The sequence below is a fragment of the Pseudomonas mosselii genome (assembly GCF_005796105.1).
Taxonomy (GTDB): Bacteria; Pseudomonadota; Gammaproteobacteria; order Pseudomonadales; family Pseudomonadaceae; genus Aquipseudomonas; species Aquipseudomonas mosselii_C.
Genome location: NZ_VAUO01000001.1, coordinates 930,574 through 947,373, shown reverse-complemented (window position 1 = coordinate 947,373; position 16,800 = coordinate 930,574). Strand labels below are relative to the sequence as shown.

At 63.8% G+C, this 16,800-nt stretch carries 12 protein-coding genes; 9 read left to right on the top strand and 3 right to left on the bottom strand.

The window, feature by feature from the left end; genetic code table 11:
- Window positions 1-134 precede the first annotated feature (134 nt).
- Together kdgD and FEM01_RS04120 are read right to left on the bottom strand one after the other, a co-directional pair.
- The gene (gene kdgD / locus FEM01_RS04125) at window positions 135-1,052 is read right to left on the bottom strand and encodes a 5-dehydro-4-deoxyglucarate dehydratase (protein WP_138217993.1); all 918 of its coding nucleotides are present in this window, start codon (window positions 1,050-1,052) and stop codon (window positions 135-137) included.
- 417 nt (window positions 1,053-1,469) lie between these two features.
- On the bottom strand, window positions 1,470-2,279 hold the full coding sequence (locus tag FEM01_RS04120) for a gamma-glutamyl-gamma-aminobutyrate hydrolase family protein (protein ID WP_138217992.1): 810 nt from the start codon (window positions 2,277-2,279) through the stop codon (window positions 1,470-1,472).
- A 466-nt stretch (window positions 2,280-2,745) separates the two neighbouring features.
- Here FEM01_RS04120 and FEM01_RS04115 point away from each other — a divergent pair, with 466 nt between their 5' ends.
- From FEM01_RS04115 to tpx, 4 genes are all read left to right on the top strand, one after another.
- Window positions 2,746-3,771: an Ldh family oxidoreductase gene (locus tag FEM01_RS04115; RefSeq protein ID WP_138217991.1), complete on the top strand. Its 1,026-nt coding sequence runs from the start codon at window positions 2,746-2,748 to the stop codon at window positions 3,769-3,771.
- A gap of 166 nt (window positions 3,772-3,937) precedes the next feature.
- A complete protein-coding gene (locus FEM01_RS04110; protein WP_138217990.1) occupies window positions 3,938-5,137 on the top strand; it encodes an aromatic amino acid transaminase in 1,200 nt (399 codons plus the stop codon).
- A gap of 309 nt (window positions 5,138-5,446) precedes the next feature.
- Window positions 5,447-6,727 (top strand): serine/threonine transporter, encoded by a 1,281-nt coding sequence (locus FEM01_RS04105; protein WP_138217989.1) that lies wholly within the window; start codon window positions 5,447-5,449, stop codon window positions 6,725-6,727.
- 167 nt (window positions 6,728-6,894) lie between these two features.
- Window positions 6,895-7,395, top strand: coding sequence for a thiol peroxidase (gene tpx, locus FEM01_RS04100; RefSeq protein ID WP_138217988.1), 501 nt, complete (start codon window positions 6,895-6,897; stop codon window positions 7,393-7,395).
- A gap of 36 nt (window positions 7,396-7,431) precedes the next feature.
- Here tpx and FEM01_RS24480 read toward each other — a convergent pair whose 3' ends face one another.
- On the bottom strand, window positions 7,432-7,563 hold the full coding sequence (locus FEM01_RS24480; protein WP_276610503.1) for a hypothetical protein: 132 nt from the start codon (window positions 7,561-7,563) through the stop codon (window positions 7,432-7,434).
- Between the two features lie 45 nt (window positions 7,564-7,608).
- Between FEM01_RS24480 and FEM01_RS04095 the strand changes: the two genes are divergently transcribed.
- From FEM01_RS04095 to FEM01_RS04080, 5 genes are read left to right on the top strand one after another with little or no spacing between them, the layout of a single operon-like run.
- Window positions 7,609-8,901 carry an MdtA/MuxA family multidrug efflux RND transporter periplasmic adaptor subunit gene (locus tag FEM01_RS04095; RefSeq protein ID WP_138217987.1) on the top strand — a complete coding sequence of 431 codons (1,293 nt, stop codon included), beginning with the start codon at window positions 7,609-7,611 and terminating at the stop codon, window positions 8,899-8,901.
- A complete protein-coding gene (locus FEM01_RS04090; protein ID WP_138217986.1) occupies window positions 8,898-11,993 on the top strand; it encodes an MdtB/MuxB family multidrug efflux RND transporter permease subunit in 3,096 nt (1,031 codons plus the stop codon). The genes FEM01_RS04095 and FEM01_RS04090 overlap by 4 nt, the downstream gene beginning before the upstream one ends.
- Window positions 11,990-12,112 carry a hypothetical protein gene (locus FEM01_RS24475; RefSeq protein ID WP_276610502.1) on the top strand — a complete coding sequence of 41 codons (123 nt, stop codon included), beginning with the start codon at window positions 11,990-11,992 and terminating at the stop codon, window positions 12,110-12,112. The genes FEM01_RS04090 and FEM01_RS24475 overlap by 4 nt, the downstream gene beginning before the upstream one ends.
- The gene (locus FEM01_RS04085) at window positions 12,109-15,219 is read left to right on the top strand and encodes an efflux RND transporter permease subunit (RefSeq protein ID WP_138217985.1); all 3,111 of its coding nucleotides are present in this window, start codon (window positions 12,109-12,111) and stop codon (window positions 15,217-15,219) included. Before FEM01_RS24475 ends, FEM01_RS04085 begins: the two co-directional genes overlap by 4 nt.
- A complete protein-coding gene (locus FEM01_RS04080; RefSeq protein ID WP_138217984.1) occupies window positions 15,216-16,709 on the top strand; it encodes an efflux transporter outer membrane subunit in 1,494 nt (497 codons plus the stop codon). The genes FEM01_RS04085 and FEM01_RS04080 overlap by 4 nt, the downstream gene beginning before the upstream one ends.
- The last annotated feature ends 91 nt before the right edge of the window (window positions 16,710-16,800 follow it).

Below are 16,800 nucleotides of genomic sequence, written 5' to 3'. Positions count from 1 at the left end.
GTGCGGGCAATTAAATTGTGTGGCGCCAGGGCAGGGCGCTTTCGCCGGCTTGCGCCAATTCCCACGGGGCCAGGCAGGCGGTCACCGTGGGAACAGGTCAGGCAGGCGCCGGGCCGCTCAGCGGCCCGCGGACATCACAGGCCTTGCGGGCCCATCTTGTCCATCAGTGCAGCGAGCATTTCGTACTCTTGCGCGGTCAGGTCGGTCAGCGGGGTGCGCACCGGGCCTGCGTCGTAACCGGCGATCTTGGCGCCTGCCTTGACGATGCTCACGGCGTAACCGGCCTTGCGGTTGCGGATGTCCAGGTACGGCAGGAAGAAATCGTCGATCAGCTTGGCGACGGTGGCGTGATCGTCACGTGCAATGGCGTGGTAGAAGTCCATCGCGGTTTTCGGAACGAAGTTGAACACCGCCGAGGAGTAAACCGGCACACCGAGGGCCTTGTAGGCAGCAGCATACACCTCGGCGGTAGGCAGGCCACCCAGGTAGCTGAAACGATCACCCAGGCGGCGACGGATCGACACCATCAGCTCGATGTCACCCAGGCCGTCCTTGTAGCCGATCAGGTTCGGGCAGCGCTCGGCGAGTTTTTCCAGCAGGTCTGCGTTCAGGCGGCAGACGTTGCGGTTGTACACCACCACACCGATGTTGACCGACTTGCACACCGCTTCGACGTGGGCGGCAACGCCGTCCTGGCTGGCTTCGGTGAGGTAGTGGGGCAGCAGCAGCAGACCTTTGGCACCCAGGCGCTCGGCTTCTTGCGCGTATTCGATAGCCTGGCGAGTGGAGCCGCCTACGCCTGCGAGGATTGGCACCGAGGTGGCGCAGGTATCGACGGCGGTCTTGATGACTTGGCTGTATTCGCTGGCAGCCAGGGAGAAGAACTCACCGGTGCCGCCAGCGGCGAACAGGGCGCTGGCACCGTAAGGGGCGAGCCATTCCAGGCGCTTGATGTAGCCAGCCTGGTTGAAGTCGCCCTGGGCATTGAAGTCGGTGACAGGGAAGGACAGCAGGCCGTGGGAGAGGATGGATTTCAGTTCTTGTGGAGTCATTGTTGTTGGCATCCTGTGGCGCTTGGGTGTGAGGGGGTTGCTTCGTTAGATGTAAGTTATCGTACAACTTGAGCGATGACTAGTCCCTGCATGGAATTTTTTCTGGGTGGGGTAGCTGGGGCTGGCACCGGCTGTGTCGCCCCCGTTGCTGGGCAAGCGCGCTCCCGCGCTATTCTGCTTGGCTTGAAGGGCGGTGAAGGCGAGCTGGTAGCGAGGAGAAAGAAGGATGGACCGACGCCGAACAGTTGTTGCGATCAGTCATCGTATCTCTTGAGAGCAAAAAGGATCGCGGAGACAGGCACAAGCCCGCCGCCCGCTTCCACGGTAAGTGTTCTGGGACCAGCAGAGGATGACCTGGGAAGCAGGGGCGACCTTGCGCCGCCCCGCGATCAAAGCTAACGAAGCTTTGTTGTTGGGTCAGGCGGCCTGGTGGCGCTTGACCTGGGACTTGCGGACCTGCGCACGGCAGGCATCGCCGAAGGCCCGGAACATCTTGATCGAATCAGGGTTGTTCGCTGCCTGCCACTCAGGGTGCCACTGCACCGCGAACAGGAAGGGCGAAATGCTCGGGGCGTGGATCGCCTCGACCAAGCCGTCCTCGGCGTGGGCGATCGCCTCGATACCAGCGCCGAGGTTGCGCAGGCCTTGGCCATGCAGCGAGTTGACGCGAATCTGGTCGGTGCCCAGGGTTTCATGCAGCCAGCTGCCTGGCTTGATCTTCACCCCATGCACTTGGGCGTACTGCACCTCAACCGGATCTTCGGGGTTTTCCCGGTGATCGTTGAAGCCTGGCTCGGCATAGACCTTCTGGTGGATGTCACCGCCCAGGGCTACGTTGATTTCCTGCATGCCCCGGCAGATGCCGAAGATCGGCAGGCCGCGCTTGATCGCCGCCTTGACCAGCGGTAGGTCGAACAGGTCGCGATTCTGGTCCTGGGCCTTGCCTGGGGTCTGGTTTTCCTGGCCGTAGAGGGCCGGATCGATGTTGCTGCCTGCGCCGGTCAGGTACACGCCGTCGGCCATGTCCAGATAGGTGTCCAGGTCGTCAGTGCCGCAGCAGGTCGGAACCAGGACCGGCACGCAATCGGAGAACTCGACCAGCGGAGTGATGTATTTGTGGGTCATGACCTGATAGTCATGGCCTTTGCGTGCCTGGCTGCCCATGGTCATCAGCACGACAGGTTTGCGCAGGGCGGGTTGCTTGTTGCCAATGTTGCTGTTGGACATATGTCACCTTGGGACAGGTCATGCCTGTCGTTGTTGTGCAGGCGCACGGCCGGGGCCTTGGGTGCAGCCTGTAGCCCCGAGCACTGCCGGCTCGCCATCGCGGCGATTCCGGTCGGGGCCTGGCTTCTAGCTTGCCAGAGCCGTTCGATATGTCAAACGAGCGGTGATGGGGTGAGGCGCCTGTTTTCGGGGGCTTTAGGCTTTCGGCCCCTTTGGCGACAAGGGTTTGACGGCGGATTAGGTCAATAATATTTAACGATGCAGTTGGGTCTTTGCGTGGCTGCAATGAAGCCGCGCGCTGGCCTGCCGCTGGCGCGTGCCTGAGAGTGCTAGAAGGCCTGCAAGGGGCACCGTTGGAAGAGGGGGATTGGGCTTGCGCAGGGACACTTTGACAGCGGCCGGGAATTCGCGGGACATTCCTCAGCGTTGCGCTGTAGCCGATCCAATACCCATAAAGGAGCTTCAGATGTCCGCACCGTCCACCGGTCCCCTCGTGCGCGTAGCGTTTACCGAATTGCAGGCGCTCTTGCAGAGCATCCTGCACCGCCATGGATGCAGCGCCGAGGTGGCCGCCGTGCTGGCCCACAACTGCGCCAGCGCGCAGCGCGACGGCGCCCACAGCCATGGCGTGTTCCGCATCCCGGGTTATGTATCGACCCTGGCCAGTGGCTGGGTGGATGGCAAGGCCGTGCCGCAGGTCAGCGACGTGGCGTCGGGCTATGTGCGGGTAGACGCCCGCGGTGGTTTCGCCCAGCCGGCCCTGGCGGCGGCCCGCGAGCTGCTGGTCCAGAAGGCGCGCCAGGCGGGCATTGCCGTGCTGGCGATCCACAACTCACACCACTTCGCCGCCTTGTGGCCGGATGTCGAGCCCTTCGCCGACGAGGGCCTGGTCGCCCTGAGCGTAGTCAACAGCATGACCTGCGTAGTGCCCCACGGCGCGCGCAAGCCCCTGTTCGGCACCAACCCCATCGCCTTCGCCGCGCCCTGCGCCGGACACGCCCCGATCGTCTTCGACATGGCCACCAGCGCCATGGCCCATGGCGATGTGCAGATCGCCGCGCGTGCCGGGCAGCGCTTGCCTGAAGGCATGGGGGTGGACGCCCAGGGGCAGCCGAGCAGCGATCCGCAAGCCATCCTGGACGGTGGCGCGTTGCTGCCCTTTGGCGGGCACAAGGGTTCGGCGCTGTCGATGATGGTCGAACTGCTGGCCGCCGCGCTGACCGGGGGCAATTTTTCCTGGGAGTTCGACTGGGCCAGCCATCCTGGGGCGAAGACGCCCTGGACTGGGCAGTTGATCATCGTCATCGACCCTTCGCTGGCCGAGGGCGAGCGCTTTGCCCTGCGCAGTCGCGCGCTGGTGGAGCAGATGCTCGCCGCAGGGCTTTCGCGCCTGCCGGGTGAGCGGCGCTACCGTGAGCGTGCGCTGGCGGAGCGCGAAGGCGTGGCGCTGACGGCGCAGGAACTGGCTGGGCTCAAGGCGTTGGCTGGCTAAGGGGCTGCTGGGTGCGGCGCCCGTGCGCGTTTTCAAAGCGTGCTCAGAGCGCTATGCAGGGCTGCACAAGCACCTTGCGTATTCAATGATGTCCCTGCGCCGCCACTGCGGGTATTCTCTGTACACGCTTTCCTGAACTGTCCTGATCTCCAAGGAGCTGCAAGCTGTGTTCAAACATGTCGATGCCTATGCCGGCGACCCGATCCTTTCGCTGATGGAAACCTTCAAGGCCGATCCACGCGCCGACAAGGTCAACCTGAGTATCGGCCTGTACTACGACAAAGCCGGCGTGGTGCCGCAACTGGCAGCGGTGGCCGAGGTGGAGAAGCGCCTGGCCGGCCAGCCGCACCAAGCCTCGCTGTACCTGCCCATGGAAGGCCTGGCCGCCTATCGCCAGGCGATCCAGGCGCTGCTGTTCGGCAGCGATCACCCCGCCGTGGCCGATGGCCGCGTGGCGACCGTGCAAACGGTGGGTGGCTCGGGCGCGCTGAAAGTTGGTGCCGACTTCCTCAAACGCTACTTCGCAGGTTCCGAGGTCTGGGTCAGTGACCCGACGTGGGACAACCACCGCGCCATCTTCGAAGGTGCCGGTTTCAAGGTGCACAGCTACCCGTACTTCGACGCTGCCACTCGCGGTGTCGACTTCGCCGGTATGCTGGCCACCCTGAACACCCTGCCGGCCAACAGCATCGTGCTGTTGCACCCGTGCTGCCACAACCCCACCGGTGTCGACCTGGAGCCGGGCCAGTGGCAGCAGGTGGTGGAAGTGGTCAAGGCACGCCAGCTGATCCCCTTCCTCGACATCGCTTATCAGGGCTTTGGTGAAGGCCTGGTGCAAGATGCCTTCGCCATCCGCGAAATGGCCCGTGCCGGTGTGCCGTGCCTGGTCAGCAACTCGTTCTCGAAGATCTTCTCGCTGTACGGCGAGCGGGTAGGGGGCCTGTCGGTGGTCTGCGACGATACGGCCACGGCTGTCAGCGTACTCGGCCAGCTCAAGGCCACCGTGCGCCGCAACTACTCCAGCCCGCCCGCCTTTGGCGCGCAGTTGGTGGCCGGCGTGCTCGGCGATGCGGCCCTGAACGCCCAGTGGGCGGCAGAGGTGGAAGTCATGCGCAAGCGTATCCTCGACATGCGCCAGGGCCTGGTCGATCTGCTTGGTGAACTGCTGCCAGGCCAGGACTTCCAGTTCTTCCTGCGCCAGCGCGGCATGTTCAGCTACACCGGCTTCAGCGTCCAGCAGGTGCGTCGCCTGCGTGACGAGTTCGGTGTGTACCTGATCGACAGTGGCCGCGTGTGCATGTCCGGCCTGCGTCCGGCCAACCTGCGCCAGGTGGCTGAAGCGTTCGCGGCGGTGCACGGGGCCTGAGCCCTGCACTGACCGGCACGGCCCACTCGCGGGGCAAGTCGGGACGCCGAACCGCCGCGCCCACCGTCGACCTCGTTTGCAGGCGACAGGGGCGGGGCGGTTCGGCGTCCCGACTTGCCCCGCGATGCGTTTACACAGGTAAAACCTGCGCGCTTGTACAGACAAGTGCAACCGTCCCTCGGGCGGGGCTTCCCCAAGTGCAACCTTTGCATGCACAATCGCGCCCCTCTTTATCCGGTTGAGTTGGGCGAAACCTCTATTTCGCCATTCTCAGCCTGTTGCAGTCTTGCGAGTGGAGCGTCACCCGGAATGAATGAGCAGGCCCCAAGCGTAGAACAACGCTTTGTAGAATCGACCCCCGCCACCTTGGGCAGTTGGTCGCGTCACGACACCACCTGGATGCTGGGCCTGTTCGGCACAGCTATCGGCGCCGGAACCTTGTTCCTGCCGATCAACGCTGGCCTTGGCGGTTTCTGGCCCTTGCTGATCCTGGCAGCGCTGGCCTTCCCGATGACCTATTTCGCTCACCGCGGGCTGACCCGTTTCGTGCTTTCCGGGCGCAGCGGCGGCGACATCACCGAGGTGGTGGAAGAACACTTCGGCATCCGGGCCGGTGCGCTGATCACCGTGTTGTACTTCTTCGCCATTTTCCCGATCCTGCTTATCTATAGCGTGGCGCTGACCAACACCGTGGGCAGCTTCATGGAGCATCAGTTGCACATCGCCCCGCCTCCACGGGCGGTGCTGTCGTTCCTGCTGATCCTCGGCCTGCTGGCCATCGTGCGCTGCGGCGAGCAGGCTACGGTCAAGGTCATGAGCCTGTTGGTGTACCCGTTCATCGTCGCCCTGGCGCTGCTGGCCCTGTACCTGGTGCCGCATTGGACCGGGGGAATCCTCGACACCGCAAACCAGGTGCCTTCCGGGTCGGCGTTCCTGCATACCGTGTGGTTGGCGATTCCGGTGATGGTGTTCTCGTTCAACCACTCGCCGATCATCTCGGCCTTCGCTGTCGACCAGAAGCGCCGTTACGGCGAGCACGCCGATGAGCGCAGTGGGCAGATCCTGCGCCGCGCGCACCTGTTGATGGTGGTGATGGTGCTGTTCTTCGTGTTCAGCTGCGTGCTGACCCTGAGCAGCGGCCAGTTGGCCGAAGCCAAGGCGCAGAACCTGTCGATCCTGTCGTACCTGGCCAACCACTTCGAGCAGCCGACGATTGCCTTTGCTGCCCCGCTGATCGCCTTCATCGCGATTGCCAAGTCGTTCCTGGGCCACTACATCGGTGCCAGCGAAGGCCTCAAGGGCATGATCCTCAAAACCGGCATGCGTCCTGGCACCAAGGCTTTGGACCGCGTAGTCGCGGCCTTGATGCTGGTGGTGTGCTGGATCGTTGCCACGCTCAATCCGAGCATCCTGGGCATGATCGAATCGCTCGGCGGGCCGATCATTGCGGTGCTGCTGTTCCTGATGCCGATGTACGCGATCCGCCGCGTGCCGTCGATGCGCAAGTACAGTGGCGCGCTGTCGAACCTGTTCGTCGTGGTCGTTGGCCTGGTGGCCCTGACCTCGGTGGTATACGGCCTGCTGAGCTGATTCAGCGCAGGCGGTAGGCAATGTCCGGGTCGGCTGTCGCCACCCGGACATTTTTTTGTCCACAGAATTTGTCCGGCAATACAACAATTTCTGCTTTGCTTATAGGCACCTGCGCGCCTTCATGCTTAACTCTGGATCCTTTTCCCACCCCGCATAAGGATTCCGCCATGGCTCAAGTGACTCTCAAAGGCAACCCGGTACAGGTCCAAGGCAACCTGCCACAGATCGGTGCCCAGGCGCCTGCCTTCTCGCTGGTCGCCGGCAACCTGGCCGACACCTCGCTGAAGGACTTCGCTGGCAAGCGCAAGGTGCTGAACATCTTCCCAAGCGTTGACACCCCGACCTGCGCCACCTCCGTGCGCAAGTTCAACACCCAGGCCAATGAGGTGGCCAACACCGTGGTGCTGTGCATTTCGGCTGACCTGCCGTTCGCCCAGGCGCGCTTCTGCGGCGCTGAAGGCCTGGAGAATGTGAAGAACCTGTCGACCCTGCGTGGCGCCGAGTTCCTCGAAAACTACGGCGTCGCCATCGCTGACGGCCCGCTGGCTGGCCTGGCTGCCCGCGCGGTGGTCGTGCTGGACGAAAACGACAAGGTGCTGCACAGCGAGCTGGTCGCTGAAATCGCTGACGAGCCGAACTACGAGGCGGCCCTGGCTGTGCTGAAGTAACACGGCACAGGCAGTACGTGGCGGCGGGCATCGCTGTCATTTGTTGAAACGGCCTGGAACCTGTTCCAGGCCGTTTTCATTTAAGATCCAGCCCTTCATGAACGTCAGGCGAAGGTAAAACACCGGTAAAGCCGCTTTGCTAAACCAGTGCCAGTGCTTATCGTTCACGCTCTTCCAGCCCGTCTTCTTCTCTGAACAAGGTTCGTTCGACCCATGCAAGTACCCAAGTCCCGTACCTCCTCTCGCTGGCTGTTCGGCCTGCTGATCCTGCTGCTGGTGGCCGTACTGGCCTGGTGGCTGTGGCCTGCAACGCCGGCCCACAAGGAGGCGACCGGCGCCCGCCCAGGGCGCGGCATGGGGATGGGCATGGGAGGGCGTCCCGGCTTCGGCGGCTCTACCGAGGCTGTGCCGGTGCGCGTCGAGCCCGTCAAGGTGGGGGACTTCCCGCTGTACTACAAGGCGCTGGGCACGGTGACCGCGACCAACACGGTCAACGTGCGCAGCCGCGTGGCGGGGGAGCTGGTGAAGATCCACTTCCAGGAGGGTCAACAGGTCAAGGCCGGCGATTTGCTCGCGCAAATCGACCCTCGTCCCTATCGCATCGCCTTGCAACAGGCCGAAGGCACCCTGGCGCAGAACCAGGCGCAGCTCAAGAACGCCCAGGTCGATCTGGCCCGCTACAAAGGCCTGTACGCCGAGGACAGCATCGCCAAGCAAACCCTCGACACTGCCGAGGCGCAGGTGGCGCAGTTCCAGGGCCTGGTCAAGACCAATCAGGCTGCGGTCAACGATGCGCGCCTGAACCTCGATTTCACCGAGATCCGCGCGCCGATCAGTGGCCGTTTGGGCCTGCGTCAGCTTGACCTGGGCAATCTGGTGGCGGCTAACGACACTACCGCCTTGGTGATCATCACCCAGACCGAGCCGATCAGCGTGGCTTTCACCCTGCCGGAAACCGAACTCGACACCGTGCTCGAACGTTACCGCAGCGGTGCCCGACTGCCGGTCGAGGCCTGGGATCGCGGTGATCGCAAGTTGCAGGCCAGCGGCGTGCTGGGCAGCCTGGACAACCAGATCGACACCACCACTGGCACCTTGAAGTTCAAGGGCACGTTCCAGAACAAGGACCATGCCTTGTTCCCCAACCAGTTCGTCAACGTGCGCCTGCTCGCCGACACCCTCAAGCAGGTGGTGCTGGCCCCTGCTGCGGCGATCCAGTTCGGCAACGACGGGACCTTCGCGTACGTGGTCACCCCACAGAACACGGTCACGATTCGCAAACTCAAGGTGGGCGCCAGCGATGGTCAGAACAGCGTGATCGTCGAAGGCCTGAGCGCTGGCGATCGGCTGGTGCTCGAAGGCACCGACCGCCTGCGCGAGGGCACCAAGGTCGAGGTGGTCGAGGACAGCTCGCAGGTCCCCAGTACGCCTGGGCAACACCTGCAGGGCCAGGACGCCAAGGGTGCTGCCGACATGAATGAATCGGGCAGCAAGGCGGGCGCATGAACCTCTCGCGCCTGTTCATCCTCCGCCCGGTCGCCACCACGCTGAGCATGCTGGCCATTGTCCTGGCCGGCTTGATCGCCTACAAAATGCTCCCGGTCGCGGCCTTGCCGCAGGTCGATTACCCGACCATCCGGGTCATGACCCTGTACCCTGGCGCCAGCCCGCAAGTCATGACCAGCGCGGTCACCGCTCCGTTGGAGCGCCAGTTCGGCCAGATGCCGGGCCTTGAGCAGATGGCTTCGACCAGCTCCGGTGGCGCCTCGGTGCTGACCCTGCGCTTTAGCCTCGACATGAACATGGATGTCGCCGAACAACAGGTGCAGGCTGCGATCAACGCTGCCAGCAACCTGCTGCCCAGCGACCTGCCGGCGCCGCCGGTGTACAACAAGGTCAACCCGGCAGATACCCCGGTGCTGACGCTGGCCATCTCGTCCAAGACCCTGCCGCTGCCCAAGCTCAACGACCTCGTCGATACCCGCATAGCGCAGAAGATCGCGCAGATCAGCGGCGTGGGCATGGTCAGCATCGCCGGTGGCCAGCGCCAGGCGGTGCGCATCAAGGTCAACGTCGATGCCCTGGCTGCCAATGGCCTCAACCTCGATGACGTGCGGACCCTGATCGGTGCCTCCAACGTCAACCAGCCCAAGGGTAACTTCGACGGCCCGACGCGGGTGTCGATGCTCGATGCCAACGACCAGCTGCGTTCACCCGACGAGTACGCCAACCTCATTCTCAAGTACAACAACGGCGCGCCGCTGCGCCTGAAGGATGTCGCCGAGATCGTCGATGGCGCCGAGAACGAGCGCCTGGCCGCCTGGGCCAACCGGAACCAGGCGGTGCTGTTGAACATCCAGCGCCAGCCTGGGGCCAACGTCATCGAGGTGGTTGACCGCATCAAGCAGATGCTGCCGTCGGTCACCGACAACTTACCGGCCGGCCTGGATGTCAGCGTGCTGACCGACCGCACCCAGACCATTCGCGCCGCTGTGCGCGACGTGCAGCACGAACTGCTGTTCGCCATCGCCCTGGTGGTAATGGTGACCTTCCTGTTCCTGCGCCGGGTCAGTGCCACGATTATCCCGTCTATCGCCGTGCCGCTGTCGTTGATCGGCACCTTTGGGGTCATGTACCTGGCCGGGTTCTCGATCAACAACCTCACCCTGATGGCCTTGACCATCGCCACCGGTTTCGTGGTGGATGACGCGATCGTCATGCTGGAGAACATCTCCCGTCATATCGAGGAGGGCCAGACCCCGCTACAGGCCGCGCTCAAAGGGGCCCGGCAGATCGGCTTCACCCTGGTGTCGCTGACCTTCTCGCTGATCGCGGTGTTGATCCCGCTGCTGTTCATGGCCGATGTGGTCGGGCGGCTGTTCCGCGAGTTCGCCATCACCCTGGCGGTGGCCATCCTGATTTCGCTGGTGGTTTCGCTCACCCTGACGCCAATGATGTGCGCACGCCTGCTCAAGCGCGAACCCAAGGAAGAAGAGCAGGGGCGCTTCTACCGCGCCAGCGGCGCCTGGATCGACTGGCTGATCAAGCACTACGCCAGCGCCCTGACCTGGGTGCTCAAGCGCCAGCCACTGACCCTGCTGGTCGCGGTGGCAACCCTGGCTCTCACCGTGGTGCTGTACATGATCGTGCCCAAGGGCTTCTTCCCGGTCCAGGACACCGGGGTGATCCAGGGTATTTCCGAGGCCCCCCAGGCCACCTCGTTCGCGGCCATGAGCCAGCGGCAACAGTCACTGGCCGAGGTCATCCTGAACGATCCTGCGGTGCAGAGCCTGTCCTCGTACATTGGCGTGGACGGTGACAACGCCACCCTCAACAGCGGCCGCCTGCTGATCAACCTCAAGCCCCACGGCGAGCGCGACGTCACGGCTGCCCAAGTCATCGCCCGCCTGCAACCGCAGCTCGACAAACTGGTCGGTATTCGCCTGTTCATGCAGCCGGTGCAGGACCTGAGCATCGAGGACCGCGTCAGCCGTACCCAGTACCAGTTCAGCCTCAGCTCGCCGGACGCCGATATGCTCGCCGAATGGAGCGGCAAGCTGGTGCAGGCCTTGCAGCAACGTCCAGAACTTCAGGATGTGGCCAGCGACCTGCAGGACAAAGGCCTGCAAGTCTATCTGGTGATCGACCGCGACCTGGCCAGCCGCTTGGGCGTCAGCGTGTCGCAGATCACCAACGCGCTGTACGACGCCTTCGGCCAACGGCAGATCTCCACGATCTATACCCAGGCCAGCCAGTACCGCGTGGTGTTGCAGGCGCAGACCGCCGCAAGCCTCGGCCCACAGGCGCTGGAGTCGATCCATGTCAAGACCGCCGAGGGCAGCCAGGTGCGCCTGTCGGCCCTGGCGCGCGTCGAGCAGCGCCAGGCGCAGTTGGCCATCTCGCACCTGGGGCAATTCCCGGCGGTGACCCTGTCGTTCAACCTCGCTCACGGGGCCTCGCTGGGCGAAGCGGTCAAGGTGATCGAGCAGGTGCAGCAGGAGATTGGCCTGCCGATTGGCGTGCAGACCCGTTTCCAGGGGGCTGCCGAGGCGTTTCAGGCTTCGCTGTCGAGCACCTTGCTGCTGATCCTGGCCGCCGTGGTAACCATGTATATCGTGCTGGGCGTGCTCTACGAGAGCTATGTCCATCCCGTTACCATCCTTTCCACACTGCCTTCGGCGGCAGTGGGGGCGTTGCTGGCGTTGCTGCTCAGTGGCAACGACCTGGGCATGATCGCGATCATCGGCATCATCCTGTTGATCGGCATTGTCAAGAAGAACGCCATCATGATGATCGACTTCGCCCTGGAGGCCGAGCGCCACCAAGGCATGAGCCCGCGGGAGGCGATCTACCAGGCGGCGCTGCTGCGTTTCCGGCCGATCCTGATGACCACCCTGGCCGCACTGTTTGGCGCCGTGCCGCTGATGCTCGCCACCGGCTCTGGCGCCGAGCTGCGCCAGCCATTGGGCTTGGTGATGGTCGGTGGCCTGCTGGTGAGTCAGGTGCTGACGCTGTTCACCACGCCGGTGATCTACCTGTACTTCGACCGCCTGGCGCGTCGCTGGGGCAATTCGCGTCTGGCTGAGGAGTCGGTATGAGCGACGCGAGCTACAAGCTCCAAGCGGCAAGCTTCAAGCAGATCGGAGCGAGTCCGATCCTGCCTGGCGCACGTGATTTTTCTTGCCGCTTGAAGCGTGAAGCCTGGAGCTGGATATGAACCTCTCCGCACCCTTTATTCGCCGCCCCGTGGCCACCATGCTGCTGAGCCTGGCGATCATGTTGCTGGGCGGGGTGAGCTTCAATCTGCTGCCGGTCGCACCGTTGCCGCAGATGGATTTCCCGGTAATCGTGGTCAGCGCCAACTTGGCCGGTGCCAGCCCCGAGGTGATGGCATCTACCGTGGCGACGCCGCTGGAGCGCAAGCTGGGCAGTATTGCCGGGGTTACGACCCTGACCAGCAGCTCCAACCAGGGCTCGACCCGGGTGATCATCGGCTTTGAGCTGGGCCGCGATATCGATGGCGCCGCCCGCGAAGTGCAGGCGGCGATCAACGCTTCGCGTAACCTGCTGCCCAGCGGCATGCGCAGCATGCCCACCTACAAGAAGATCAACCCTTCGCAGGCGCCGATCATGGTGCTGTCGCTGACCTCGGACGTGCTCGCCAAAGGCCAGCTGTACGACCTGGCCGACACCATCCTTTCGCAGAGCCTGGCGCAGGTCAGCGGGGTCGGTGAAGTGCAGATCGGTGGCAGTTCGTTGCCGGCGGTGCGCATCGAACTGGAGCCACAGTTGCTCAACCAGTACGGCCTGGCGCTCGATGACGTGCGCACCGCGGTGGCGAACGCCAACCAGCGCCGGCCCATGGGCTTTGTCGAGAACCACGAGCGCAGCTGGCAGGTGCGTGCCAACGACCAACTGGAAAAGGCCGACGACTACAAGCCGCTGGTGATCCGACAACAGGATGGCGCGATCTTGCGCCTGTCCGATGTGGCCAAGGTCAGCGACGGTGTCGAGAACCGCTACAACAGTGGCTTCTTCAACAATGATGCAGCCGTGCTGCTGGTGGTCAACCGCCAGTCCGGCGCGAACATCATCCAGACCGTCGAGCAGATCAAGGCGCAGCTCCCGGCGTTGCAATCGCTGCTGCCGGCCAGCGTCAAGCTGGACATCGCCATGGACCGATCGCCGGTGATCAAGGCTACGCTCAAGGAGGCCGAGCACACTTTGCTGATCGCGGTGGTGCTGGTGATCCTGGTGGTCTACCTGTTCCTGGGCAACTTGCGCGCCTCGCTGATTCCAAGCCTGGCCGTGCCGGTGTCGCTTGTGGGCACCTTCGCGGTGATGTACCTGTGCGGTTTTTCGCTCAACAACCTGTCGCTGATGGCGCTGATCCTCGCCACCGGGTTGGTGGTGGATGACGCCATCGTGGTGTTGGAAAACATCTCGCGGCATATCGAGAACGGTGAGCCGCCGATGCGCGCCGCCTACAAAGGCGCCAAGGAAGTCGGTTTCACCTTGCTGTCGATGAACGTCTCGCTGGTGGCGGTGTTCGTCTCGATCCTGTTCATGGGCGGTATCGTACGCGGGCTGTTCATGGAGTTCTCGATCACCCTGGCGGCGGCGATCATCGTCTCGCTGGTGGTTTCGCTCACGCTCACCCCCATGCTCTGCTCGCGTTGGCTCAGGGTGCACGGGCCGCGACCGCAGACCCGCCTGCAACGCTGGAGCGATCAGGTTCACCAGCGCATGGTCGCCGGCTACGACAAAAGCCTGGGCTGGGCCCTGCGGCACAAGCGCCTGACCTTGTTCAGCCTGCTGGCCACCATCGTGCTCAACGTTGCCCTGTACGTGGTGGTCCCCAAGACCCTGATGCCACAACAGGACTCCGGCCAGTTGCAGGGTTTCGTGCGGGGTGACGATGGCCTTTCGTTCACCGTCATGCAGCCGAAAATGGAGACCTATCGACGTGCCTTGCTCAAGGACCCGGCGGTGCAGAGCGTGGCAGGCTTCATCGGCGGCAACAGTGGCACCAACAACGCCTTTGTGCTGGTACGCCTCAAACCGATCAGCGAGCGCAAGGACAGCGCGCAGAAAGTCATCGAGCGGCTGCGTAAGGAACTGCCCAAGGTGCCCGGCGCGCGGCTGTTCCTGATGGCCGATCAAGACCTGCAACTGGGTGGCGGCGGCCGTGACCAGACCACCTCTCAGTACCTGTACACCTTGCAGAGCGGCGACCTGACCGCGCTGCGCGAGTGGTTCCCGAAGGTCGTCGCAGCGCTGCGCAAACTGCCTGAGCTGACGGCCATCGATGCTCGCGACGGCGCCGGTACGCAACAGGTCACCCTGGTGGTCGACCGCGATCAGGCCAAGCGCCTGGGCATCGACATGGACATGGTCACCACGGTACTGAACAACGCCTACAGCCAGCGGCAGATCTCGACCATCTATGACAGCCTCAACCAGTACCAAGTGGTGCTGGAGATCAACCCCAAGTACGCCTGGGACCCGACGACCCTGGAGCAGGTGCAGGTGATCACCGCCGACGGCGCCCGGGTGCCGTTGGCGAGCTTTGCCCGCTACGAGAACAGCCTGGCCAACGACCGCGTCAGCCACGAAGGACAGTTTGCCTCCGAAGACATCGCCTTCGACGTCGCCGAAGGCTACAGCCCCGATCAGGCCATGGCCGCGCTTGAGCGCACGGTGGCCAAGCTCGGCCTGCCCGAGTCGGTGATCGCCAAGCTTGGCGGCACTGCCGATGCCTTCAGCAAGACCACCCAAGGCCAGCCGTTGATGATTCTCGGCGCCTTGGTGCTGGTGTACTTGGTGCTGGGCATTCTCTACGAAAGTTACATCCACCCGCTGACCATCCTCTCCACGCTGCCTTCGGCAGGCGTCGGTGCCTTGCTGGCGCTGTACCTGACCGGTGGCGAGTTCAGCCTGATCTCGTTGCTGGGGCTGTTCCTGTTGATCGGCGTGGTGAAGAAGAACGCGATCCTGATGATCGACCTGGCCCTGCAACTGGAGCGTCAGGAAGGCCTGGCGCCGGAGGAGTCGATCCGCCGCGCCTGCCTGCTGCGTCTGCGGCCGATCCTGATGACCACCCTGGCCGCCATGCTCGGCGCACTGCCACTGTTGCTGAGCCAGGCCGAGGGCGCCGAGATGCGTCAACCGTTGGGTCTGACCATCATCGGCGGCCTGGTTTTCAGCCAGGTCCTGACGCTGTACACAACGCCTGTGGTCTACCTGTACCTCGACCGCCTGCGCCACCGTTTCAACCGTTGGCGCGGCGTGCGCACCGACGCTGCCCTGGATACCCCGCTATGAACTTTGCCCAGACCCGCATCCACCGCACCCTCAAGCGACTGACCCACGGGCGTGGTTCGCGCCTGCTCAGTGCCGGCTTATGCGTGGCGATGCTCAGCGCCTGTACCCTCAGCCCGGATTACCAGCGCCCTGCGCTGAGCACCCCGGCGCAGTTCAAACAGGCCGAAGGCTGGACCCAGGCCAATCCCTCCGATGCCATTGCCCGGGGGGCTTGGTGGGAGCTGTACGGCGATGCGCAGCTCAATGCGCTGGTCGAGGAACTCAACCGCAGCAACCAGTCGGTTGCGCAGTCCGAAGCCCAGTACCGACAAGCCCAGGCCTTGGTACGCAGCAGCCGCGCCTCGCTGTTTCCGTCGCTGGACCTGACCGGCAGCAAGAATCGTTCGGCCCAGGGCACCGGCAGTTCCAGCTCCAGCTTGTCGAACAACAGCAGTGGCATCCGCGACACCTACAATGCCCAGCTGGGCGTGAGCTGGGAAATCGATCTGTGGGGTAAGCTGCGTGAAACCCGCAATGCCAACCAAGCCAGTGCCGAGGCGAGCCTGGCGGACTTGGCGGCGATGCGCCTGAGCCAGCAATCGGAACTGGTGCAGAACTACCTGCAACTGCGAGTGATCGATGAGCAGAAGCGCTTGCTCGAAGCCACGCTGGCAGCGTACGAGCGCTCGCTGAAAATGACCGAGAACCAGTACCGGGCCGGTGTTTCCGGCCCTGACGCGGTGGCCCAGGCGCGCACCCAACTCAAGAGTACCCAGGCCGATTTGATCGACCTGGCCTGGCAGCGCGCCCAGTACGAGAACGCCATCGCCGTGCTGATGGGCAAGGTGCCGGCCGATTTCGCCCTGGCGGCCACCAACAGCATTCCAGCTCTGCCGCAGATCCCGGTGAGCCTGCCGTCGCAGTTGCTCGAGCGTCGCCCCGATATCGCGGCAGCCGAGCGTAACGTGATGGCAGCCAACGCCAATATCGGCGTGGCGCGCGCCGCGTACTTCCCGGACCTGTCGCTGAGCATGAGCGGCGGCTATTCCAGCAGCAGCTTCAACAACTGGATCGAGTTGCCCAACCGTTACTGGTCGGTAGGGCCGCAACTGGCGCTGACCTTGTTCGATGCCGGCAAGCGCAGTGCCGAGGTCGATCGCAGCGTGGCCGCCTACGACCAGACCGTGGCCCAGTACCGCCAGACCGTACTAGATGGGTTCAAGGAGGTGGAGAACTATCTGGTGCAGTTGAAGGTGTATGAAGACGAGGCGGGGGTACGCCAGCAAGCACTGGACGCTGCCCGCGAGTCGCTGCGCCTGACTGAAAACCAGTACAAGGCTGGGCTGATCGGGTATCTGGATGTCGTCAACGTGCAGACCACCGCACTGAGCAACGAGCGTAGCGTGCTCAACCTGTTGCAAGGCCGCCTGATCGCCAGTGTGCAGTTGATTGCCGCGCTTGGCGGGGGCTGGGAAGCTCAAGCGGCGTTCGATCAGGCACAGGCCGACTGACGAGATCAGCAAAGCCTGGCAGCTTGCCCCCGATACAGGGGAAAAAACCGGGGAATCTTCCCCGGTTTGCGTTTTTGGTGTCAGCATCTTA